18 protein-coding genes and 1 pseudogene are annotated in these 22164 nt (G+C 71.4%); 5 read left to right on the top strand and 14 right to left on the bottom strand.

The window, feature by feature from the left end; genetic code table 11:
* Positions 1–44: 44 nt before the first annotated feature.
* Positions 45–788, bottom strand: coding sequence for an MBL fold metallo-hydrolase (locus BMW85_RS39045; protein ID WP_091091940.1), 744 nt, complete (start codon positions 786–788; stop codon positions 45–47).
* A gap of 474 nt (positions 789–1262) precedes the next feature.
* On the opposite strand from BMW85_RS39045, the gene BMW85_RS39040 reads away from it, so the two are divergent.
* Both BMW85_RS39040 and BMW85_RS39035 read left to right on the top strand, forming a co-directional pair.
* The gene (locus BMW85_RS39040) at positions 1263–2078 is read left to right on the top strand and encodes a hypothetical protein (RefSeq protein ID WP_091091938.1); all 816 of its coding nucleotides are present in this window, start codon (positions 1263–1265) and stop codon (positions 2076–2078) included.
* Positions 2079–2540: 462 nt separating this feature from the next.
* Entirely contained in the window at positions 2541–3344 is an 804-nt protein-coding gene (locus BMW85_RS39035) for a hypothetical protein (protein WP_091091937.1), read from the top strand.
* 13 nt (positions 3345–3357) lie between these two features.
* Here the strand turns inward: BMW85_RS39035 and BMW85_RS39030 are convergent, their stop codons facing one another.
* From BMW85_RS39030 to BMW85_RS39005, 6 genes and pseudogenes are all read right to left on the bottom strand, one after another.
* On the bottom strand, positions 3358–4077 hold the full coding sequence (locus BMW85_RS39030; protein ID WP_091091935.1) for a response regulator: 720 nt from the start codon (positions 4075–4077) through the stop codon (positions 3358–3360).
* Positions 4074–5276: a sensor histidine kinase gene (locus BMW85_RS50615; RefSeq protein ID WP_218156128.1), complete on the bottom strand. Its 1203-nt coding sequence runs from the start codon at positions 5274–5276 to the stop codon at positions 4074–4076. Before BMW85_RS50615 ends, BMW85_RS39030 begins: the two co-directional genes overlap by 4 nt.
* Before the next feature lie 175 nt (positions 5277–5451).
* The gene (locus tag BMW85_RS39020; RefSeq protein ID WP_091091934.1) at positions 5452–6681 is read right to left on the bottom strand and encodes an RNA polymerase sigma factor; all 1230 of its coding nucleotides are present in this window, start codon (positions 6679–6681) and stop codon (positions 5452–5454) included.
* Positions 6681–7096: pseudogene (locus BMW85_RS39015) on the bottom strand (YciI family protein). The gene BMW85_RS39020 and the pseudogene BMW85_RS39015 overlap by 1 nt, the downstream one beginning before the upstream one ends.
* 150 nt (positions 7097–7246) lie before the next feature.
* On the bottom strand, positions 7247–9814 hold the full coding sequence (locus BMW85_RS39010) for an ATP-binding protein (RefSeq protein WP_281249667.1): 2568 nt from the start codon (positions 9812–9814) through the stop codon (positions 7247–7249).
* Between the two features lie 232 nt (positions 9815–10046).
* Positions 10047–10718: an ROK family protein gene (locus BMW85_RS39005; RefSeq protein ID WP_091091929.1), complete on the bottom strand. Its 672-nt coding sequence runs from the start codon at positions 10716–10718 to the stop codon at positions 10047–10049.
* A 150-nt stretch (positions 10719–10868) separates the two neighbouring features.
* Between BMW85_RS39005 and BMW85_RS39000 the strand changes: the two genes are divergently transcribed.
* Positions 10869–13307, top strand: a complete 2439-nt coding sequence (locus BMW85_RS39000) for a hypothetical protein (protein ID WP_143082558.1) — start codon at positions 10869–10871, stop codon at positions 13305–13307.
* Between the two features lie 156 nt (positions 13308–13463).
* Here BMW85_RS39000 and BMW85_RS38995 read toward each other — a convergent pair whose 3' ends face one another.
* Positions 13464–13928, bottom strand: coding sequence for a VOC family protein (locus BMW85_RS38995; RefSeq protein ID WP_091091925.1), 465 nt, complete (start codon positions 13926–13928; stop codon positions 13464–13466).
* An 87-nt stretch (positions 13929–14015) separates the two neighbouring features.
* Here BMW85_RS38995 and BMW85_RS38990 point away from each other — a divergent pair, with 87 nt between their 5' ends.
* Positions 14016–14465: a winged helix-turn-helix transcriptional regulator gene (locus BMW85_RS38990; RefSeq protein ID WP_091091924.1), complete on the top strand. Its 450-nt coding sequence runs from the start codon at positions 14016–14018 to the stop codon at positions 14463–14465.
* A 22-nt stretch (positions 14466–14487) separates the two neighbouring features.
* Here the strand turns inward: BMW85_RS38990 and BMW85_RS38985 are convergent, their stop codons facing one another.
* From BMW85_RS38985 to BMW85_RS38970, 4 genes are all read right to left on the bottom strand, one after another.
* Complete coding sequence (locus BMW85_RS38985; RefSeq protein ID WP_091091922.1) at positions 14488–15069, bottom strand: hypothetical protein; 582 nt, start codon at positions 15067–15069, stop codon at positions 14488–14490.
* Positions 15070–15149: 80 nt separating this feature from the next.
* Positions 15150–16295, bottom strand: a complete 1146-nt coding sequence (gene dgoD / locus BMW85_RS38980; protein WP_091091920.1) for a galactonate dehydratase — start codon at positions 16293–16295, stop codon at positions 15150–15152.
* Positions 16296–16306: 11 nt separating this feature from the next.
* Positions 16307–17059, bottom strand: a complete 753-nt coding sequence (locus BMW85_RS38975; protein ID WP_091091918.1) for an SDR family NAD(P)-dependent oxidoreductase — start codon at positions 17057–17059, stop codon at positions 16307–16309.
* Positions 17056–18294, bottom strand: coding sequence for a cellulase-like family protein (locus BMW85_RS38970; RefSeq protein WP_091091916.1), 1239 nt, complete (start codon positions 18292–18294; stop codon positions 17056–17058). Before BMW85_RS38970 ends, BMW85_RS38975 begins: the two co-directional genes overlap by 4 nt.
* A gap of 95 nt (positions 18295–18389) precedes the next feature.
* Between BMW85_RS38970 and BMW85_RS38965 the strand changes: the two genes are divergently transcribed.
* A complete protein-coding gene (locus tag BMW85_RS38965) occupies positions 18390–19103 on the top strand; it encodes a FadR/GntR family transcriptional regulator (protein ID WP_091091915.1) in 714 nt (237 codons plus the stop codon).
* A gap of 5 nt (positions 19104–19108) precedes the next feature.
* On the opposite strand, the gene BMW85_RS38960 is transcribed toward BMW85_RS38965, so the two are convergent.
* Complete coding sequence (locus BMW85_RS38960) at positions 19109–19747, bottom strand: bifunctional 4-hydroxy-2-oxoglutarate aldolase/2-dehydro-3-deoxy-phosphogluconate aldolase (RefSeq protein WP_091091913.1); 639 nt, start codon at positions 19745–19747, stop codon at positions 19109–19111.
* A complete protein-coding gene (locus BMW85_RS38955; RefSeq protein ID WP_245775314.1) occupies positions 19744–22092 on the bottom strand; it encodes a beta-galactosidase in 2349 nt (782 codons plus the stop codon). The genes BMW85_RS38960 and BMW85_RS38955 overlap by 4 nt, the downstream gene beginning before the upstream one ends.
* Positions 22093–22164: the final 72 nt, after the last annotated feature.

Below are 22164 nucleotides of genomic sequence, written 5' to 3'. Positions count from 1 at the left end.
GCACGCTCCCCCGATTGCCCCATCCCTGACGGCGACCGAGATGCTCAGTGAAGATCGATGGTGAGGCCGGAGGTGGCGATGCCGACCTCGCCGTCGTACTCGGCCCCGGCAGCGGCTCGCGCGGCCGCGGCGTCTGTGCCTGGCTGCAGGTGAGTCAGTAACAGGTGTCGGACCTCGGCCTGCTTGGCCCGCCGGGCTGCCTGGCGGGCGCTGGACAGGTGGCGCCGCGAATCCAGCGGGACCTGGTCCGCGAAGGTCGCCTCGGCCAGGAGCAGGTCAGCGCCGCGTGCCAGGTCCACCACGTCAGGGCTCGGGCCGGTGTCCCCGGTGTAGGTGAGCACTCGCTCGCCCGCGGTCAGCCGGATGCCCGCGTTGGGCACCGAGTGCGGCAGCAGACGGGTCTGCGCGCGGAAGGGGCCGATGACGAGCGGGTCGCCGGCGACGAACTCGTGCAGGACGTAGGCGTCGGCCAGCATCCCAGGGCGGTCCAGCGCGAGCACCGCGTCCAGGGCGCCGGGCAGCGAGTACACCGGCAACGGCGCCGGTGGGTCATCACGTAACGTACGCGCACGCAGCAGCGGGTTCAGGTCGGCACAGTGATCGGGGTGCCCGTGACTGACGAACACCGCGTCGACCTGATCGGCGGTGATCCGTTCCAGCAGCCGCGGCACCGTCGCATATCCAGGATCGACGAGCAGCCTGAACCCATCGTGCTCCACGAGGTAACCGCTGCAGGCCCGGCCCGCCGCCGGCCACGCACCGCATCCGCCAAGGATCGTCAGCAGCATCCACGAACTCTAACGGCCGGCTCATCAACCATGGCGCGGTGGGGCACGGACCCGGTGCGGCGATCGTGCCCAGGCTGGCGACGGCGCGCCGCAGCGCCGGAGCTGTTCGGATCGGTTGAACCAACGGGCGGCCGCAGGAGGGAGATCCCCATCGAGCTCCCCAGCGCCTGACCTCGGCTCTCCCTCCTGTGACTTTCGAGCCTTACCGCACCGCCCGAATCGGTCGGCGGGAATGCACGGAAATAGCCGAACGGTTCTCGGGTCGGTTATGGGCGGCACTTATAGACCGGCGTTCATCGGGAAATAGCGAAAATACGTCATTAATCTTGTCAAGGCCCCATAGTGCGCAGAAAGTGAGGGGTGACCAGGAGGAACAACGACCGAGGAGGAACGGTGGACCGACCCGTCAGCGGGCTCCGGCGCGTCCGGCCGACGATCCGGCGCGCGTTATCCGTGGCTCTGGGAATTGTCATCGTGGCATTTGTCGCCGCGCCGCATGCCGCCGCGCTGACGCTGCCCACGCCGAAGGATTTCGTGTCGTACCTCGACCTCGAGTGCTTCAAGACCGACCCGTACCAGCCGCCGGCCGTCGGGCTGACGCTGCGGCACCTCAACCCGGTGCTCGACGGCCTGCCGATCGAGCAGGTCACCCTGGGCACGCGTGAGCAGTTGTGCGTGCCGGTCGCCAAGAACGATGTGATCCCGCCGCCCGGGGCGCTGGACTTCGTCAGGTTCGTCGACCTGGCCTGCTACCGGGTCGTCACCCCGGCGCCCGGCAAGGCGCTGGTGCTCAGCCATCTCAACCCGGTGCTGCAGGACCTGCCCCGTACGGAGGTCGTGCTGGGCAGGGCGGAGCAGTTGTGCGTGCCGGTGGCGAAGAACGGCGTCGTGCCGCCCGCCGAGGTGATGCAGCTGGTGCAGCACATCGACCTGCTGTGCTACGGAATCACTCCGAACACGCCGATGAACCGGGCGCTCAACCTCAGGCAGCTGAACCCGGTGCTGACCAACCAGATTCCCCCGGCGACGGTGCGGGTGACGTACGCCCGTCAGCTGTGCGTGCCGATGCAGAAGGGCGGAGACGTCATTCCGCCGGAGGTGCTGCAGGTGGTGCGCTGGGTGGATCTGGAGAAGTTCGACGTGGTCGCTCCGGCGATCGCGCCGGTGACGCTGAGCCTGCGGCATCTGAACCCGGTGCTGGGGTCGTTGCCGCCGGAGCGGGCGACGCTCACCGGTGCCGCGCAACTGGGTGTGCCGGTGGCGAAGAACGGCCAGCTGCCGCCGGGGTGAGCGCCCAGATGAGCCCCGGAACCGCAGTCCTCGAGTAGACGACGCTGCCCACCGAGTGACGCGGGCGCAAAGGAAGGAGCCCCGTGCCGTACGACGGCCGGGGCTCCAAGCCCAGCTCCACCTGAGCCTGCCTGATCAGCCGCTCCAGGTTCCGGCGCTCGATCCGGGTGCTGTGGCGGCGCACCAGGTGCCGGCCGAGCGCCCCGAGGACTCCAGGCACGACGACCCACTCAACGGGACGCCGCTCCCTCCAGGACGCGAAGTCATCGCCTCAACGGATCACTCGGCATCTGCCCACGGTCGGACATGCACATCCGTCTGGGGTCGCACCACCTGCTCGTACCTGCCCACCAAGATGCGACCCGAGCCGGACGCGCGCCCCCCGTATCGCCCCTCACCCTTTTGGTGTGCCCCGACATTCCGGTCCGGGCACACCAACACGGACAGGACGGGTAGCAAGCCATGAAGATTGAGCTTGGCGGGCGCATCACGCGATGGCGGCGGGCCGGGGCGGACCGACGGGCCGCCAACGCCGCCGCCAACCTGGACCGCCAACCCCCGTTTCCCGGCCGATGGGTGAGCGCCGTCTCGCTGATCGGCGGCCCCAGCCTGATCATGGCCGGGACCGTCCTGCGCTCCCCGTTCTACTACTTCGTCCCTTACCAGCTCACCGCCTACACCCAGCATCCCGCCCTCATCACCGCCGCCTACGCCTGCTTCGCCAGCGGGTTCGTGCTGCTGTGGCCGGCGGTCATGACGCTGGCACAGAGGATCGCCGCCACCAACCCGCTGTGGGGAATCTGGGGCGGCTGCCTGGTGATCGTCGGCCTGTTCACCCGGACCTTCCAGTTCGGCACCGATCACCTGGCCTTTCACCTGACCGACGCCCTCGGCCTGCAGACCATGCTCACCGGCATCGACGGCTACTACCTGGCGTGGCGGGACACGGTCTGGCACCCGTTCAGGTCCATGTCCGGGCCGGCCTTCTTCGGCTGGGTCGTGCTGGCCATCGGCGCCTACCGCTCCGGCGCCCTGGGGCTGGGCCGCTCGATCGCGCTCGGCCTGATGTCGGCGCTCGCGCTCGGGACGCTCAAAGGCACCGAACCACAGTCCTTCATCGCCGTGGGCGGCCTTTGCATCGCCTTCATCCCCCTGGGCATCTCGCTGCTGCGCGGCGGCCCCCCGCCGACCAGGCGCGCCATGATCTGGGTCGCCGTCCTCCTCGGCGTGCATGTCCTCTTGACGGGTTTCGGCCCCAGAGGATGACGGGCCGGACCGGTCACCGATGGCCGTCCGCGTCGACGATGAGCCCGCCCTCGTAGGCGGCGATGACGAGCTGGGCCCGGTCCCGGGCCTGCAGTTTGGCCAGGAGGCGGCCGATGTGGGTCTTGACCGTGCCGACGGTGAGGTGCAGGTGCTCGGCGATCTCGGCGTTGGACATCCCCCTGCCGACAAGGGTGAGCACCTCGCGTTCGCGCGGCGTGACGTCATCGAGACCCCGTACGCCCTGGGTGGGATGAGGGCCCCGCAGGAGATCGGCGATGAGCCGGCGGGTGACGGTGGGCGCGAGGAGCGCCTCACCGGAGGCGACGACCCGGACGGCGGCCAGCAGTTCGGCCGCCGTGGCACTCTTGAGCAGGAAGCCGCTCGCGCCCGCCCGCAGCGACGCGTACACGTATTCGTCCAGGTCGAACGTGGTGAGAATCAGCACGCGCACGCCGGCACAGGCGGGGTCGGCGCAGATGCGCCGGGTCGCTTCGATGCCGTCCATGTCCGGCATCCGCACGTCCATCAGGACGACGTCGGGCCGGTGCCGGCGGGCCAGGAGCACGGCCTCGGCACCGGTGCCCGCCTCGCCCACGGCGGCCAGCCCCGGTGTGGCGTCGATGAGGACCTTGAGGCTGTCGCGGATCAGGACCTGGTCCTCGACGAGCAGGACCCGGACAGGTGGGGACGGGTCGTGCGGTGCGGCGCCGATGCTCGTGTCGTCGATGCTCATGCCGCGGTGCCGTCCTGGTCGTAGGGCAGTCGAGCCGACACGTGAAAGCCTCCTGCCGGCCGGGGCCCCGCGTGGAACGTGCCTCCGTACATCCTGGTCCGTTCCCGCATGCCGACCAGGCCGTGTCCGCCGTGGCTCGCGCGCGGCGGCCGGCCGTGGCGGGGGCCGTCGTCGACGACCTCGATCACTGCCTGCCTCCTGCCGACGTCCACGGTGACCGAACAGCGCGTCGGCCCCGCGTGGGTGATGACATTGGTCAGGGCCTGCTGCACGATCCGGTACACCGACATCGCGACCGCGGCAGGCAAGGCGGCCTCCTCACGGACGGCCAGCTCCACCTCGACCCCGGCCGAGCGGGCGTGGGCGGCCAGCTCGGGCAGGTCGGCCATACCAGGCATGGGCGCGGGGTCCTGCAGGGGATCGCCGTCGGAGCGCAGCAGGTCGAGCACCCGGTGGATCTCGGCGAGCGTGCTGCGGCTGGTCTGCTCGATGACGGCCAGCGCGGCGCGTACCTCCTGCGGGCGGGCGTCGGCGACGTGGTTGGCGACGGTGGCCTTGACGGCGATCAGGCTCATGCTGTGGCCGATGACGTCGTGCAGTTCCCGGGCGATGCGCCTGCGCTCGTCGGTCACCGCGGCGTCGGCGAGGTGGCGGACGAGCCGGGCGGTCGTGTCCCGCTTCCAGGCCACGGCCGTTCCGAGGGCCCACGCGACGGTAAGGAGCACACCGATCGTACCGATCTCGATCGGCCAGGCCATCGGCAGCTCACTGGGTGCCGTCGCGGGCGCGAGACCGGGGAACACCTGCGCGTAGAAGATCAGGATCGCGGTCACCGCGGCGGCCAGGCAGATCGCCAGGCCCGCCACCGACCAGGCGATCGAGGCGGTGGTGGCCACCAAATACAGCACGAGCACGGTCGGCACGTAAGTCAGCCAGATCGCGCCCGCCGCGACGGCGCCGACCATGGTCACCGCCGTGCCCGCGGCGCACGCGACAGCGAGCATGGCCCGCGGCCGGCGCCGCCGGACGGCGATGGGAAAGCTCAGGACCGCCGCCACCAGCCAGGCCGACCACGCGGGCCACGGTGACGACGGCCCCGGCGGATCGACGATGGCGTATCTGATGAGCAGCGCCACGGCGACCGCCACCGCCACGTCGGTGACGCCCCTTCCACCGCGCCGCCATCCGGCCCATTTCATGAGGGGAAGGTATCGCCTCACCGGATCATGCGGCATCCGACCACGGTCGGACATCCGGGGCTCTGCGCATGAGGAGGTAGGGCATCTTGGCGAGGATGGCGCGGCCCTCGATGCCCTTGCCGAGGCTGACGGTCATCGGCTGCGGGTCGCAGTGCCGCGCCGACGGGGCAGCCGATCACGACGCCAGCGCGGCCGCCTTGCGCAGCAGCACCGAGCGTTCGCGCTGGTTGGCGCACAGCCGGGCCGCCAGCTCCAACTCGGCGCGCGCTTCCGGTCGCCGTCCGAGGCGGGCCAGCAGCTCACCGCGTACGGTCGGTACCAGATGCGAACCGGGGAGCAGGTCCGAGGCGATCAGTTCGTCCACGATGGCCAGGGCCTGCGCCGGACCCGAGGCCATGGCGACGGCGACGGCCCGGTTGAGCTCGACCACCGGCGAGGGCGCGACCCGGCCGAGTGCCTCGTACAGGACCACGATCCGGTCCCAGTCGGTCGCCTCGACCGAGGGCGCCGCCGCGTGGGTGGCGGCGATCGCGGCCTGCAGCCCGTAGGGGCCGAGGCCGCGAGCCGACGCCTTGGCCAGCGCGGCCAGCCCACGGCGGATCGCCGAGAAGTCCCACCGCCGCCGGTCCTGCTCGTCCAGCAGGACCGGCGAACCGTCCGGGCCGGTCCTGGCCGGGAATCGCGCGGCCGTCAGCTCGCACAACGCCAGCAGGCCGTGCACCTCCGGCTCGTCCGGCTGCAGCGCGGCCAGCGTACGGGCCAGCCGGATCGCCTCGTACGCGAGGTCGGGGCGCAGCAGCCGGTCGCCCGACGTGGCCGTCGACCCCTCGGTGAAGATCACGTAGAGGACGCTGAGCACGCCGCCCAACCGCTCCCGGCGCTCGGCGGCCGGCGGCAGCTCGAACGGCACCCCAGCCGCCGCGATCGTCTTCTTGCCCCGGGTGATGCGGGCCTGAACGGTCGGCACCGGTACGAGGAACGCGCGGGCGATCTCCTCGCTGGACAGGCCGGCGACCACGCGCAGGGTCAGCGCCACCCGGGCCTCCGGGGAGAGCACCGGGTGGCAGCTGACGAACATCAGCGCCAGCACGTCGTCATCGATCCTGTCGGGATCGATCTCCTCGCCATCCACCGCGTCGGCCGCCAAGCCGGCCGCCAGCAGGGCGTACCGGTCCTGGAGGGCGGTCCGGCGGCGGACCGCGTCGATCGCCCGCCGCCGGGCCGCGGCCATCAGCCAGCCGGCCGGGTTCGCCGGAGGGGCGAGCGGCCACGACACCAGCGCCTCGGCCACCGCCTCCTGGGCCGCGTCCTCGGCCAGCCCGAAGTCGCCGGTGAACCGGGTCAGCGCGGCGACGATCCGCGCCGACTCGATCCGCCAGACGGCCTCGACATCGGCCGTGCCCATCAGATCCGGCCGTCGCTCTCGCGCCCGGCCCGGTTCTTGACGGTCACTCGCCGACCTGCGGGACCTCGTCGCTCCCGGGCACCCGCCGGACCTCGACCTTGGCCCCGGGTGCCGCCGGGACCCGCTTCGCCCACTCGACCGCCTCCTGCTTGGAGGCGACGTCGAGCAGGAAGAAGCCGCCGAACAGCTCCTTGGTCTCGCCGTACGGGCCGTCCGTGACCACCGGGGTCTCGCCGCTGAAGTCGACCACGACGCCCTGGCGCGGATCGTCCAGCCCTTCCGCCGCGAGGAGAACGCCGGCCTTGACCATCTCCTGGATGAACTGGCCAGTCGTGGCCATCATCTCGTCGATGTCGGCCATCATGGCCGCGTTCGACTCGTCGGTGCCCCGCATGATCAGCAGGTACTTCGGCATCGCGTTCTCCTCGTCCGCAGGGGCCGCCTCTCGGCCCTCGCACCCTAACGTCGAACGGGCCGGCCACGGATCAACACAGCCTCGCAGAAATGTTCCGTCCGTCAGGCGGCTGCCGCAGCTGAGGTTCGCCCGGATTCGGGGATGGGTGCGTCACCGCGAAGCCGTCAACTCTTTCAAGAGGTCCGCGGCGCGGCCCGCTTCGGGTGTGCCGATGCGTCGGTACAGCGACACTGCTTCGGCCAGGACGGTGAGCGCCCCGGCCCGCTCGCCCCGCACCGCCAGGCAGCGGGCGATGCCCTCCAGGGCGCGGGCCTCCTCCATCCGGATGCGCGCCCGGCGGGCGAGCGTCAACGCCTCTCGGTGTCCAGGCAGGGCCTGCGAGGGACCGACGGTGTCGGCGAGCAGCGCCGCTCGGCTGTTCAGCGCTTCGGCCTCACCGTGAACGTCGCCGGCGTCGCGATACCAGCCCAGGGCCCGCTCCAGGAGTTCGGCGGCCCGATGATGATCTCCGGACCGATGATGGAGCCTGCCCAGTTCCTGGAGGCAGTTGGCCTGGCCCAGCGGATCACCGAGGTTGCGGTAGAGATGCAACACGTGTTCCAGCAGCTGCGTGGCCGCCGCGTGCTGCGCCGTCATCCGCCGGAGCCGGCCCAGCTCGAACAGCGCCGTCGCCTCTCCCAGGGAGTCGCCCAAGTCCCGGTAGGACGCCAGCGCACGCGCCTGGAGGCGTTCGGCTTCCGCGTATTCGCCGGTCATGGCGCGTACCCGCGCGAGGTCCTGCAGAGCACTCGCCTCGCCGGGCCGGTGGCCGAGCTCGCCGACGATGTCCAGCTGCCGTTCCAGCGCGTCAGCCGCCGAGGCAGGGTCGCCGTCCAGGATGTCGAGGCGGGCGAGGATCTGCAGCGCGGTGGCCTCACCGAAACGGTCGCCGAGCCGCCGCACCAGTGCCAGGGCATGCTCCTCCACCGCTCTCGCCTCGCCGTACTCGCCGAGCATGTAGCAGACACGGGCAAGGTCCTGCAGAGCGGTGGCCTGTGCGGCGGGGTCTCCGCAGTCCCCGGCCACGGCGCAGGCTGCGCGGTGCAGAACGGCGGCCTGCTCCCATGGGCCGTCCAGCAGCAGCCAGGGCGCCAGAGCAGAGGTCAGGCTGACCACGCGCCGATGACGGCCAAGGGCGGTGGCGTGAGCAAGGCAGGCCAGGAGGTTGGCCTGCTCGGCCCGCATCCAGGTCAGGGCGGCGGCCCGATCGGGCAGGGCAGGCGCGGCGGCAGGGGCGGCGACCACGTCCGGGGAGGCGTTGCGGGCGAAGCGGATGAGCAGGCCGCCCGCGATCCGGGCCGTGTGCTCGTAGTAGTCGAGCAGCCGGGCCACGGACCGGGCGCGGTCCTCGGCCGGGTCGTCGCGGGCGGTGAGCGTCCGTGCGTACTCGCGGAGCAGGTCGTGGGGACGGTAGCGGCCGTACACGGGCTCGTCGAGCAGATGATCGGTGTACATGGCCTCGAGGTCGGCGCGGACACGCTGGACAGAGCGGCCGGTCAGCGCCGCTGCGGCGTAGGCGTCGATGTCGGCGCCGGGATGCAGGCCGAGGCATCGGAACAGGCGCTGCCGCTCGGGCGGCAGGGCGCTGTAGGACATCTCGAAGGCGGCGGCCACCCCGCGGTCACCGACGGCCAGCTCGCCGAGCTCGGCCGTGCAACCGGCCGCGAAGTCGGCGACGGACCATGCAGGATGGTGGGCCAGGCGCCCGGCCAGCAGCGCGATGGCCAGAGGCAGATGACCGCATCGGGCGACCAGGTCGGCCACCGCGCTGCTCTCGGCATCGGTGAGCGGGCCGCGATGAGCCAGCCTGGCGAACAGTTCCACCGCCGAAGCGGGCGGCAGGATCTCCAGCGACACGGGGACGGCTCCGTCGAGGGCCACCAGCCGTCGCCGGCTGGTGATCATCACCATGCATCCGGCAGCGCCCGGAAGCAGCGGCTCCACCTGGTCACGATCGGCGGCGTCGTCCAGGACGAGCAGGACCTTCCGGCCGGCCAGCCGGTCGCGCCACCGCGCGGCTCGCGCGCCGAGCCCGGATGGGATGTCACCCGGAGCCATTCCCGTGGAGGCCAGCAGGCCGGCCAGGACGTCGGTGGGATCGGCGGGGCGCAACCCCGGGCTGTGGCCGTGGAGCTCGACGAACAGTCGCCCGTCGGGGAAGGCAGGAGCAAGCAGGTGCGCGGCGCGGACCGCCAGGGCGCTCTTACCCACCCCCGGCATGCCGTCGATGGTCCAGATGGCGACGGAGGCGGCAGCGTCCTCTGCCGCGCTCAGCAATCGTCGTAGCTCGTCCTCACGTCCGGTGAAGGCCGCGGCGTGCCGTGGAAGAGTGTGCGTCACCGCCTGGCGTAGCGGGGGGCCGACGGCAGACGGCTGATCCGTCGCAAGGGTGGTCTTTCGTGCACGGCCCTCGGGTTCGTCGCGCGCCAGCGCGGTCAGCACGCCGCCGGTCTCCAGCACTTCGTCGCACCTGCGCGCCACGTCGACCGTCAGGGGCTTCTCCGAAGTCTCGATCTTGCTGAGATAGCCCTTGCTGTAATGGGTCAGCCGGGACAGCTCACGCAACGACAACCCGTGGCGAACGCGTAAACGCCTCAGCCGGGCTCCCGCCGCGAAACCGGGATCGTCAGGACCGCCTACCGGCGAAGCGGACCGATCATCACTCTCGGCATCCTCCACATCGCTCACCGTAGCGCGCGACGCGCGAGGATCTCCTCACCGCGGTGGGTCGTGCGAGCGTGGCGGTGGACATGGTTCCCGTTCAGGCAGGCGCGTGTGGTGTACAGGGACCACAGCCAGGCAGTGATGAAGCAGCAGCTGCCGGCACGCTTCGGACGCAACCGTCGCACCCGCGCCGCTCGACCGTGCGGCGCGCCGAGCAAGGCCGTACAGGGCTCCGGCGCCGCCCCTGTCACAGGTCGAGACGCTCCTGCTCGACGTGGTCGAGTGCCATGCGTACCGCGCTGAGCGCGATGCTCTCCTCCCCGAACGTGGACAGTGCGACCTCGGGAGGGTTGAGGCACATCTCGGCCAGGTGGGCCCGCATCCGGTCGAGCAGCAACTCGCCCCCGCGTGAGAATCCGCCGCCCACGACGACCAGCTCGGGGTCCACGACGAGCACGAGCGCCGACGCGCCGCGCGCGAGCCCGCAGGCGAGCCGGTCCACCACCGTGAGTGCCTGCTCGTCGCCCGCCCGTGCCGCCTGGAAGATCTCCTCCGCGTCCCGTCCCGTCTCGGAGAGCATGACCGACGCGTCCTCCCAGCCGGTGAGCGGCAGTCCGCCCAGCTCGCCGGCGCTGCCGGTGCGGCCGGTGCGCAGGCGGCCGTCGAGCAGCAGGCCGTGTCCCGCCCGGTATCCGGAAAGCACGTAGACCAGGTCCTCGACGTGGCGTGCGCTGCCCCGCCAGTGCTCGGCGACGGCCGCGAGGTTGGCGTCGTTGGCCGCGAACCCGAGGCAGCCGAACCATCGCCCCACCTGGCCGCCGAGGTCGAGCCCCGTCCAGCCGGGGATGAGGGTCGAGACCGACACCCGGCCGGACCGGTCCACGACGCCCGAGGTGCCCGCCGTGGCCGCCAGATGCACCGATTCAGCTCTTTGACCACCCCCAAGTCACAGTGTGGTGAACCGGAACCGGCTCGGTCGCGCCTACCCCGCTGGTTCGAACGTGCAGGAAGCTCCGGCCAGACGCCATGTCCGGGTGCACGCCCCTGCCTTGAAGGTGAGGCCGGCCGCATGCCCGGTCAAGAGGAGTTCTGCTTCGAGAGGGCTAGGCGCTCGCATCTGCTGAGACCATCATGGAGGCATGGCGAACCATGTTGTGACGGCGCCTTTCCTGCCCGCGCTCGCTGTGGGCGCCGGCTGTGGAATGACCTTCTGACGCTCATGCGAGCCGATCACAACCCGCTCGCAGACGACATCGTGCTGTTCGACATGTACATGCACGCGCTGACGGAGGTGCTGGGGAAAGACGAGATCCGCAGTGCGCTGGACGAGGTCGGCGTGTCCGCCAACCAGATGCGTCACATGCTGGTCTCCGACGCCGGGCAGGTCCTTGCTCTCGCGCCGGAGGAATTCGCGGCCTACATGGCCTCGAGAACGTCAACGGTGTACGACGGTGACCTCGATGCGATAGTGCGACGGGCCGGCCGGACGCTCCTGTTCGCGGGAGCGGCGCTCATCGCCGGCGGCCTTGCCACGGTCTGGTGGTGGTCATGGGGCTGGATCTTGTTCTGGGCCGGCGGCACGACCTTGGTAGCGGGCGGCGCGGCGTCAGGGGTTCTGCTGCTGCGACGCCGCCGACTCGGGCGACGCGTCTTTCAGGGCGATCTGGCCCCGGGGGCCGGCAGCGAGCGCGACGCGCTCATGAAGCGGCTGGCCCGGTACGAGCTCCTGGGGCAGGTGCGAACGAGGATCAACCTCCTTCGCGCGTACCGGTTCGACCGGGCGTTCGGTGTGACCAGCAGTCCGGGGCTGAGCGAGATCCATGACAGCCTCTACGAGGTCCCCACCCGCGCCGCCGTCGCAGTCGAAAGCCTGATCACCAACATGACGGGCATCAGCCTGGGCATCGCGGGACCGCGCGGATCGGGCAAGTCGACCATCGTCGGTCACTACTGCGGGCGGCCTCCCCGCAAACCGGAGCAGCTCGGAGCCCGGGACGTCCGGCTGATGGAATCGCCGCCGGCGGATGTGCGCTGTCTCGTGGCGGCGCCGGTCGACTACGCCGCCCGCGACTTTGTCCTGCATCTGTTCGCCGTGTTCTGCCGGCATGTCATCTCCGTTTTCGCCCCGATCGCGCGCAGGCGGTCGTGGCGGCGATGGCTGGTCGTGCCCGCCTCGATGGCGGCCGTCGCCTCTGCCGCGGCCCCGCGTGTCATCATCATCGCTCTCGCGGTCGCGGCGCTGATGCTCGTCGCGCTGAACCCGTGGACGATCGGCGTCGCCGTACTCGTCGCGATGATCTGCGCCGTTCGATTCGCCTACGGCGTGAGCCGAGTCGTCCGGCGGGCAGGAGCCGCCTCCCGGACCTTCGCCCGACAAGCCGGAAAGCTCCTGCAGGACGCCCGGCGGAACCTGGTCAGGGTCCGGCACTTGCAGTCACACAGCACCGGCTGGTCGGGAACGCTGCGGCTGCCGCTGGGGGCCGAGGGACAGCTCTCAGGCGGCGTGACCCGCGCGGAGCAGCCGCTCAGCCACCCGGAAGTGGTGGAGGAGTTCCGCGGATTCGCCCGCCGGGTGTCCGCCCTGGTGCACGCGCACGGCGGCCGCGTCTTCGTCGGTGTGGACGAGCTGGACAAGATCGGCTCCGCCGAACAGGCCGAACGGTTCCTCAACGAGCTCAAAGGCGTGCTGGGCATCCCACACGTCTACTTCCTGGTGTCGGTCTCCGACGACGCGCTGGTGTCCTTCGAGCGGCGCGGCATCCCGTTGAGGGACGCGTTCGACAGCTCCTTCGACGAGATCGTCCGGGTCGGCAGGCTCACCTACCCGGAGAGCCGCAGGCTCCTCTACCGCCGGGTCATCGGGCTGAGCGAACCGTACGTCGGGTTGTGCCATGTGTTGTCGGGCGGAATCGCCAGGGACCTGATCAGGGCCGCCAGGCGGGTCGTACAGATCGGCACGGCCCTGGCCGCCCGCCCCGAAGGCCTCGCGTCGTGGAATGAGGATGCCCTCGAAGCCGACCGGTTCCTGGTGATGACACAAGAGGAGACGCCCGCCGTTCCCGTCCGGCTCGTCGACGTGTCCGCCGCGATCGTCCAGGAGGAGATCTCACGCAAGGCTCTGGCGTTCACGCACGCCCTGGCCGATGTGCGCACGACCGGGGACGCCGCCTTCCGACAGATCCTGCACGACGCCGGCACCGGGAAATCGCCACAGGACCTCATGGACGCGCTCTTGCGCCCAGACGACGGCGAACCCCCGGAGGTGACGCGGCTGCACGTGGACTACGCGGCCTATGTCTACTTCTGCCAGACGGTGGGCGAGGCGTTCAGCGCCTCCCTGGACGACGACCGCCTGGAACGCTGCACGGGAACACCAGCTTGGGAGGGCGGCTTCGACGCGCTGGCGGCGGCGCGGGGCGCCTTCGTCACGGATTCCCGCATCGCCTGGCGCGCGGTCAGCGACATCCGCCGAGCCTGGGAGCTCGACGTGAAGGACCTCACCATCTAGGTGACGGCGTCTCCGGGGAAGCCGTGGCACGGGTGAACCTCGCAGCGCATCATCCCGGCTCGCACGCAGGGGTCGTCGGCCATGATCTCCGCGGCTTCCTCGGCCGGCACGGTCATGATCGCGATGCCGGCCTCTCTTCGTCGGTCACGGTCGCGCTCACGAGGTCTCCTTACTTCTCGACTTCTCGACGCGCTCGGCCAGCGAGACGATGATTCCTTCGGGCCCGCGGACGTAGGCCATCCGCCACATGCCTTCGTATTCGCCGATGCCTCCCACCAGGCCGTAGCCGCCGGCCGCGGCGTGGTCGACCGCGGCTTGGAGGTCGTGCACCTCGAAGGCGACGTTGCGCAGGCCCAGCTCGTTGGCCGACGCGGCAGGCGAACCCGGGAGGTGGTCCGGCCGCGTGAAACTCGAGAGCTCCAGCGTCGTGCCCCCGCCGGGCGGTCGCAGCATGACGATCTCGGTGCGGGCATCGGTCATGCCGATCACCGTGTCCAGGAACTCGCCTTCGACGGCCATCTTCGGATCGGCCTCCAGGCCGAGGCCGACGAAGAACGCCGTCACGGCGTCGAGGTCGGCGACGGTGATGCCGACGTGGTCGAAGCGCCTGATGAATGTCATCGGATGCCTTTCGGGGTTCCTTCAAGAGACTCTGAGAAGGTAACACCCGAGGTTCCGTAAGGGAACCCCGCTTGCTAGATTGCTGCCATGCAGCGAACACGGTTCGGGGAGATGGCGTGTTCCATCGCGCGTACCTTGGACGTGATCGGCGAGCCCTGGTCGCCACTGATCCTGCGCGACGTGTGGGCCGGGGTGCGCCGCTTCGACCACATCCAGGCCGACCTCGGGATCTCCCGCAAGGTCCTCACCGAGCGGCTCAACCACCTGGTCGAACAGGGCGTGCTCGAGCGGCTGCCCTACGACGCCCGCCCCCGCTACGAGTACCACCTCACCGCCAAGGGCACCGAGCTCGTCGAGATGCTCATGGTGATGGCGCGGTGGGGCGACCGCTGGCTCGCCGGCGAGGCCGGGCCTCCCATCCTGTACCGCCACCATGCCTGCGGGCAGATCGGCCATGTCGACCCGCGCTGCAGTCACTGCGGAGAGCCGATGCACGCGGGCGACGTCGACCTCCTCCCAGGCCCGGGCTCGGGCTGACGACCGAAGGCCCCGCGCGGTGTTACAAAGGGTCCCAGCCGCGCCAGCCGTACCAGTGGCCCGTGAGGTGCCGGTAGGTGTCGTCCGCCGTCTCCTCGGGTTCGCCCTTCGGCAGCAGGACGAAGTTCGTGTTGCTGTAGAAGGCCCATTCCTTGCCGATCAGGCAAGCACTGCCGGGGACGTCCTCGGCGTTCTTCTCCAATCCCGAGTACGGGAACGCATCACATATTCGATACAACCCCACCCATTGACAGGTTAAGTCGCGATTTGTCTGCCTGGTAACGGTTTGAGCGTAGGCTTCCATGCTCGGTTTCGAGATCGTGAATCGCAGCCAGAAGGGCGCGTCCACCACGAGTGCCGCCACCACGCCCGCGGCGATGACCCAGGGCAACACCCAGCGTCCCACTCGGCCGTCGACCGCGCCTCGACTGGCCGCCAAGCCGAAGCGGACCAGCCAGATCACATACAGAGGGAGCCCGAAGAAGAAGGCGACCAGAACCATCTCGATGGCGTACCAATGGGGGACGCTGGCCCAGTACAGAATGACGCAGGCTATGGCGGAGAGCGCCGTGAGGTACAGCCATCCGGGAGGCTTGCTGATCATGCGCCACCATAGCGCTCGTCATGATCTTCCAGAGCACCACCCTGCGTCTGGCCGTACCGGCCGAGGTCACCTGGTGAGTGTCACCACTCGGCGAAGGAGCCGTCGGCGTGCCGCCACACCGGGCTGCGCCAGCGGTGGCCCTGCCGCGCCATCCGCTCCACCTCGGCCTCGTCGATCTCGATGCCGAGGCCGGGGCGGGTGGTGCGGGTGGCGTACCCGCCGGGGAAGGTCAGCGGGGCGGGATCGACGAGATGGTCCAGGACGTCGTTGCCCTCGTTGTAGTGGATGCCGACGCTCTGCTCCTGGATGAGGAAGTTGGGGACGGCGAAGGCCAGTTGCAGGCTGGCGGCCAGCGAGACGGGGCCGAGCGGGCAGTGCGGGGCCATGGTCACGTCGTAGGTCTCGGCCATCGCGGCGATCCGGCGTACCTCCGAGATCCCGCCGGCGTGGCTCACGTCCGGCTGGGCCACCGCGATGCCGTGCCCGATGACCTCGCGGAAGTCCCACCGCGAGAACAACCGCTCGCCGGTCGCGAGCGGGATCGAGGTGCTCGCGGCGAGCGCGGCCAGGTTGCGCGAGTGCTCAGGCAGCACCGCCTCCTCCACGAACAGCGGCAGGTACGGCTCCAGCAGCGGCAGCAGCCTCCGCGCCATGGCGGTGGAGGCCCGGCCGTGCAGGTCCACCACCAGATCGTGGTGCTCGCCGATGGCCTCGCGCACGGCGGCGACGCGCTGGACGACCTCCATGGTGCGGGCCGGGGTGTCGATGGCGGCCAGTTCGGCGGAGCCGTTCATCTTGACGGCGGTGAACCCGGCCTCGATCTGGGTGGCGGCGAGCTCGGCCACCTCGGCGGGGCGGTCGCCGCCGATCCAGGCGTACATGCGGACCTTCTCGCGTACCGGGCCGCCGAGCAGCTGGTGCACGGGCAGGCCGGCGGCTTTGCCGGCGATGTCCCACAGCGCCTGGTCGATGCCGGCGACCGCGCTGGACAGCACCGGCCCGCCCCGGTAGAAGCCACCCTTGGTGAGGACCTGCCAGTGGTCCTCGATGCGGAGCGGGTCCGCGCCGATCAGGTAGTCGGCCAGCTCGGCGACGGCGGCCCGTACGGTCTCGGCCCGGCCTTCGACGACCGGCTCGCCCCAGCCGGTGACGCCCTCGTCGGTGCGGACGCGCAGGAACAGCCAGCGGGGCGGGACGAGGAAGGTGTCCATGGAGACGATCTTCATGGGGCTCCGATCTAGGAGGACGTGGTGGAGACGCTCCAGCCGCCGTCGACGTTGAGGCAGGCGCCGGTGATGAAGGAGGCCTCCGGCGCGGCGAGGAAGGCGACGGCGGCGGCCACCTCGTCGGGGGTGCCGAAGCGGCCTGCCGGGGTCTCGGCGATGGTGGCGGCCCGGCCCTGCTCGTCGATGCCGTCCCAGGCGGGGCTCATGATCGGGCCGGGGACGACCGCGTTGACGCGCACCTGAGGGGCGTACTCGACGGCGAGCTGCCGGGTCAGCGACTGCAGGCCGCCCTTGGCGGCGGCGTACGGCGCGCAGCCCGGGATGCCGGTCCTGGCGTGCACCGAGGAGGTGATGACCAGGGCGCCGGACGTCTCGGCCAGCAGCGGGCAGAACGTGCGCGCCGCCAGGTAGGCGGCCTTGAGGGTGACGTCGATCTGCAGGTCCCAGTCCGCCTCCGGCAGCTCGTGCACGGGACGGGCGGGCACGACCCGGCCGGGACCGTTGGCGTGCAGCACGTCCAGACGGCCGAACCGATCACGCACCTCCTCTAAGGCGGCGGCCCAGTCGCGGGCGGAGGAGACGTCCAGGCGCACGAAGGCGGCCCGCTCCCCGATCGCGGCGGCGACGTCGCGGCCCCGCTCGCCGGCGATGTCGGCCACCAGCACCCGTGCTCCCTCGGCGGCCAGGCGGCGGGCGGTGGCCGCGCCGATGCCCGAGGCGGCGCCGGTGACCAGGGCCGTCCTCCCCTCGAAGCGGCCGTTCATCGCCGCCCCGCGAACAGCGTGTTGGCGGTGACCTGCAGGTCCACATCGGCCCACATCGGATGGTGGGGGGCCGCGTTCGAGCAGACCACGGTGCCCCACGCGCCGGCGTGCCGGGCCTGCCGCACGGCGTCCAGGCAGATCCCTGCTCCTACGGGCCCTTCCTCGAAGGTGGCGCGCAGCGGGGTGTAGCCGACCCAGCCCTCGCCGAACACCAGGGGCAGCTCGCGGGCGGCGGACCAGTCGGCGGCCACCTCGATCCAGATGCGCAGCCTCTCTTCCATGGCGTGGCGGTAGCCGGCGTGCCGGTCGTACAGCCAGCGGTCGAAGCGGGCCGGGTCGCACCAGTCGTGGAGGTACACCTCGCGGGCCGACACCACCGTGGCCGCGCTGCGCCACCGCTGCTCCGGATGCCAGTCCGCCAGGTCGGGGGCGTCCGGGCGGAGCAGCTCCCGCCGGGCGCGCTCCTGCGGGAACGGCACGGCGGCGTCGCGCAGCGCGAAGGTGTCGATGAGCTCGTCGAGGACGCCGTGGACGTAGGGGTGGAAGACGGCGACGTCGATGTTGGCGGGGATGCCGCGCAGCTCGGCGTGCGGCACCTGGGCGTAGTTCACCGTCACGGGCGTGTCCGGGTGCCGGGTCTTGAACGCGTCGACGGCCTTCTCCAGGTAGGGCCGCAGGCCGAGCACCGGGGACTCGCCGGGGGCGAGCGCTTCGGTGAGCCGGCCGGCCTGGACCTCGTTGTGCAGCTCGACGAACGCGATCTGCTCGGCGAGGCCGTGCCCGGCCACGAAGTCCACCAGGTCGGCGAGGGCCTCGGCCAGCGCGTTCGCGCGCCGCTCGGGCGGCACCGCGCGCAGGGCCTCGTACCAGGCGGGATCGGCCAGGAAGCCGGAGCTCTGCTGGTACTCCCAGGAGGAGACGATCACCTGGCAGCCGTGCCGCCGGGCGGCCCTGAACAGCGCCAGCAGGTGCGCGCGGCCGTCCAGCGTCGTGCTCTCCCGCACGTCGTACCAGCGGGTGCCGAGGCCGTAGCCGCGGCCGAAGGGGGCGAAGGTCAGCGCGGAGGTGTCCAGCCCGGATCCGAACAGCAGGTACGGCATGGCGCAGACGCGCACGGTGTTGTACCCGCGCGCCACCGCCTCGGTGAAGGCCCGGTCCAGGTCCTCGAACGGCTCTCCTGGGCCGGTCCTGGTGTACCAGGTGAAGTCCCACAGCGTGATGGTCAACGTGGACAAGAGGTCGGCTCCCTGGATAAATACGATTATTTCTGACACTAGTATGCTTTAGTGTCGGCGATCCGCGGAGAGCGCGGGCGTGGCATGATTCCGCCATGACGGAGATCGGGAGAGCCGGCGCGCACGACCGGGTGGTCAACACCCTGGGCGCCGCCATCGTCAACGGCGACATCTCCCCTGACGACGACCTCGACATGGCGGCGCTGCAGGAGCGTTTCTCCGTGAGCAGGACCGCCGTGCGCGAGGCGCTGCGCGTGCTGGCCGCCAAGGGCCTGGTGGGAGCCCGGCCCAGGCGAGGCACCTTCGTCGCGCCGCGCGAGCACTGGGCGCTCCTGGACGCCGACGTGCTGCGCTGGCGCTTCGCCGACCGCGTGGACGAGACGTTCCTGGACGAGCTGGGCGAGGTGCGGCTGACCGTCGAGCCGGCGGTGGCGCGCATGGCGGCCCAGCGCCGCACCGATCGCGACCTGGCCGACCTGGAGGACGCGTTGGCCGCCATGCGGACCGCGGCGGGCCGGCCGGCCGCCGATCACGTGGAGGCCGACCTGGCCTTCCACCACGCCCTGCTGCGCGCCGCCCGCAACGAGCTGATGGCGCGGATGGCCACCGCGATCGAGGCGGGGCTGCGGCTGCGTGACCAGTTCGTGCACGCGACGCTCACCAGCGAATCCACCGACAAGCACGCTGAGGTGCTGCTCGCCGTACGCAGGCAGCGGCCGAAGGCGGCCGAGACCGCGATGCGGGCGCTCATCGAACGCTCCATCGCGGACGTCGACCTGGCCAAGAAGGTGCACGCTCACCCGAAGTGACCGCCTCACCCATCCGAGCCCCTGACGATCCCGACCAGCCGCTCGGCGCGGGCGGCCAGCGCCGCCGTGTCGCCGTCCGCGCACGCCTCGCCCAGCAGCGGTGAGCCCATCCCCACGGCCCGCGCCCCGGCCCGCAGGTAGCCCGGCACGTCCTCGATCCGGATGCCGCCGGTCGGCACCAGCGGGATGTGCGGCAACGGGGCCCGCACGTCCTTGACGTAGCCGGGGCCGCCCGCCGCACCCGCGGGGAAGACCTTGACCATGGCGGCCCCGTGCGACCACGCCTGTACGATCTCCGTCGGCGTGAACGCCCCCGGCAGGACGGGGACGCCGAGCCGCCGCCCTTCCCCGATCACCTCGGGCAGCACAGCCGGTGTGATCAGGTAGCCGGCGCCGGCGTCCACGGCCTGGCGTGCCGAGGCCGCGTCGAGCACGGTGCCGGCCCCGACCGCCACCCCCGGCAGCCCGCCCCCGGCCGCCCGCCGGATGGCCTCGGCCGCGCCGGGAGTCGTCATGGTGACCTCCACCGCGCGGACGCCGGCGCCGGCGAGCGTCTCCAGCACGGCGTCGAGATGGCGGGAGCCGGCGGCTCTGATGATGGCGATGACGGGCAGAGCGGCCAGAGCCTCGTCCAGCGTCGTCATCGCCCGTCCTCGCTGATCACGGTGCGGGGCGCCGGGACGAGGGTGACCGAACGCAGCTCCAGGACGGAGCCGCCGGGGTAGGCGGCGGGCCGCGCCTTCGGCGAGACGAACACGGGGGCGTCCTCCCTCAGCGGCAGCAGCCGTACCTCGATGCCGTGCTCCAGGATCTCCTCGCGGAAGCGGCGCAGCCCGATCTCCCAGGCCGGGCCGTACCAGAACTGGTCGGCCACCAGCCGGCCGCCGACGTGGGCACGGCCCGCGTCGCCGACCCAGTCCAGCCGCAGCAGCACCTCCTCCTCCCCCGCGAAAGCCTCCACGGGGACGGTGACGCGGTACACCGCGGCCTGCTCGAAGTCCGCGTCGGTGGGCGCGGAGGCCCGTCCGGAGGCAGGATCGATCACCGGCCGCCGGGCCGGGCCCGCCTGCCTGACCTGCTCCACCTTCACCTCGGGCACCTGACCGGCGGCGGGCACCGACAGCAGGCCGAACACGCCGTCGGTCCGCGCCGCGAAGTCCGGAGCGGGGTGGACCCGCACGCCGGAGGAGCCCTGCCCGTAGACCACCAGGCGGCCTTCCTCGATCACCACCGGCCGCTCGCTCAGCACCAGCCGGTCAGCCCCCCACAGCGCTCCCCGGGCCGCGGTCAGGGCGCCGGCGGCGTCCAGGACCAGGACGGCCGCGCGGGCGCCGGACGCGTCGCGCACCCGCACCAGGCAACCGGGCCCCGGCACGAGATCGGTGATCACGAGGCGGCCGGCCTCGTGCTCCACGGTCGCCGGACCCTCGACCTCGGCGACGGTGGCGGCGTCGAAGACGAGCTCCACCGGGATGCCGGCGGTCTGACAGAAGACGTGGACCGGCTCGTCGGCGTCCAGCACCCCCATGGGCTGTGCGGTGGCGCTCAGCAGCAGGCTGCCGCCGACCGGACGCGCGAGCGGCCAGACGAAATACGCCCCGGACGGCACGGTCACCGGCTCACGCGGCACGACGAGCTCGCGGCCGTCCAGCTCGACCGCGAACCGCACCTCCTCGTGGGCGGGCAGGGGCTCGACCGGCTGGTGGTTGTTGACGAACAAGAACCCCGAGCGGCCGTCGGAGCGTACGCACCAGCGCAGCGTCTCCCGATCGGCGGTGTCGCCGGGGGCGTCCGGCGGCATCACCAGCGTCATCGTCGCCAGATCCGGCCCGTCACAGGCCAGCCACAGATGCTGCAGCCGCAGATGGTGGAAGGACTCGCGGAACTGGCCGTACTCGCCGAGCGGCGCCTGGAAGTCGTAGCTGATCACCGGGCAGTCGTTGGGGTAGCCGGTGGCGTGCGACTCCTGCAGCGTGGACAGCGCGCCGATCTTCTGGGACGCGCCGTGGTACATGTAGTAGCCCTGCCACACCGACCCGCTGCCCAGCTTCACCAGCCCCAGCGCGGCGACGTCGGCGGCCTCGACGATCGGCCGGCGATGGTAGGAGGTGTACATCCCGCCGCCCAGCTCGCAGGTGGCGAACGGGTAGCGGGCCAGATGGCTCTCGTCCGAGCCGGTCACCTCGGTGTCGCGCAGGTCCGCGCCGATGGAGTCGTCGTCCCGGCCGGGCCCGAAGAAGTAGTGGGCCCGGCTCTGCCGCGGCCGGCCGTCATGGGCGGTGTCCCATGCGGCCTCCGGGTAGCCGCCGAACAACGGGATCACCTCGTCAGGCGGCAGTCGCGCGTGCCCCCAGCCGGTCGCCGTCCACAGCGGCGCGTCGATGCCCGCCGCCCGGGCGAGGCGCTTGAGCGTGACGAGGTGGCCCGGCTGGTCGTACAGCTCGTTCTCCACCTGCACCGCCACCACCGGACCGCCGTGCTCGCGGGTCAGGCCGGCGAGCTGGGCGCCGATCTGCGCGAACAGCGGGCGGACCAGGTCGAGGTAGCGGGGGTCGTCGGTCCGCGGCACACAGCCGGCCTCCAGCACCCAGTCGGGGAAGCCGCCGTTGCGCGACTCGCCATGCCCCCACGGCCCGATCCGCACCACCACATCGAGCCCCAGCTCGGCACAGGTGGCCACGAACCGGCGCAGGTCGCGGTCGCCGCTCCAGTCGAAGACGCCGCGCCGCTCCTCGTGCAGGTTCCAGAAGACGTACGTGGAGACGACCGTCACCCCGCCCGCCCGCACCTTCACCAGCTCTTCCCGCCACTCGGCCGCCGGGTAGCGGCCGTAGTGGAACTCCCCCGTGATCGGGAACCACGGCTTGCCCCTCCGGCTCAGGTGCCGGGCGTTCACGGTGATCGCGTCGGGCTGGTCGGGGCGGTCGCCCAGTCGCAGGTGACCTTGCGCGGGCGGGGGGATCCGGCTCGGGACGTCGAGTCGTCGCACAACCGCACAGTACTATGAGTAGGAAAACAAATACTACTAGTTGGTCATGGCCCGGTCGTCACCGCGGCGGCG

The sequence above is a fragment of the Nonomuraea wenchangensis genome (assembly GCF_900111685.1).
In the GTDB taxonomy this organism is placed as follows: domain Bacteria; phylum Actinomycetota; class Actinomycetes; order Streptosporangiales; family Streptosporangiaceae; genus Nonomuraea; species Nonomuraea wenchangensis.
This window is presented reverse-complemented; position numbering and strand designations above follow the sequence as displayed.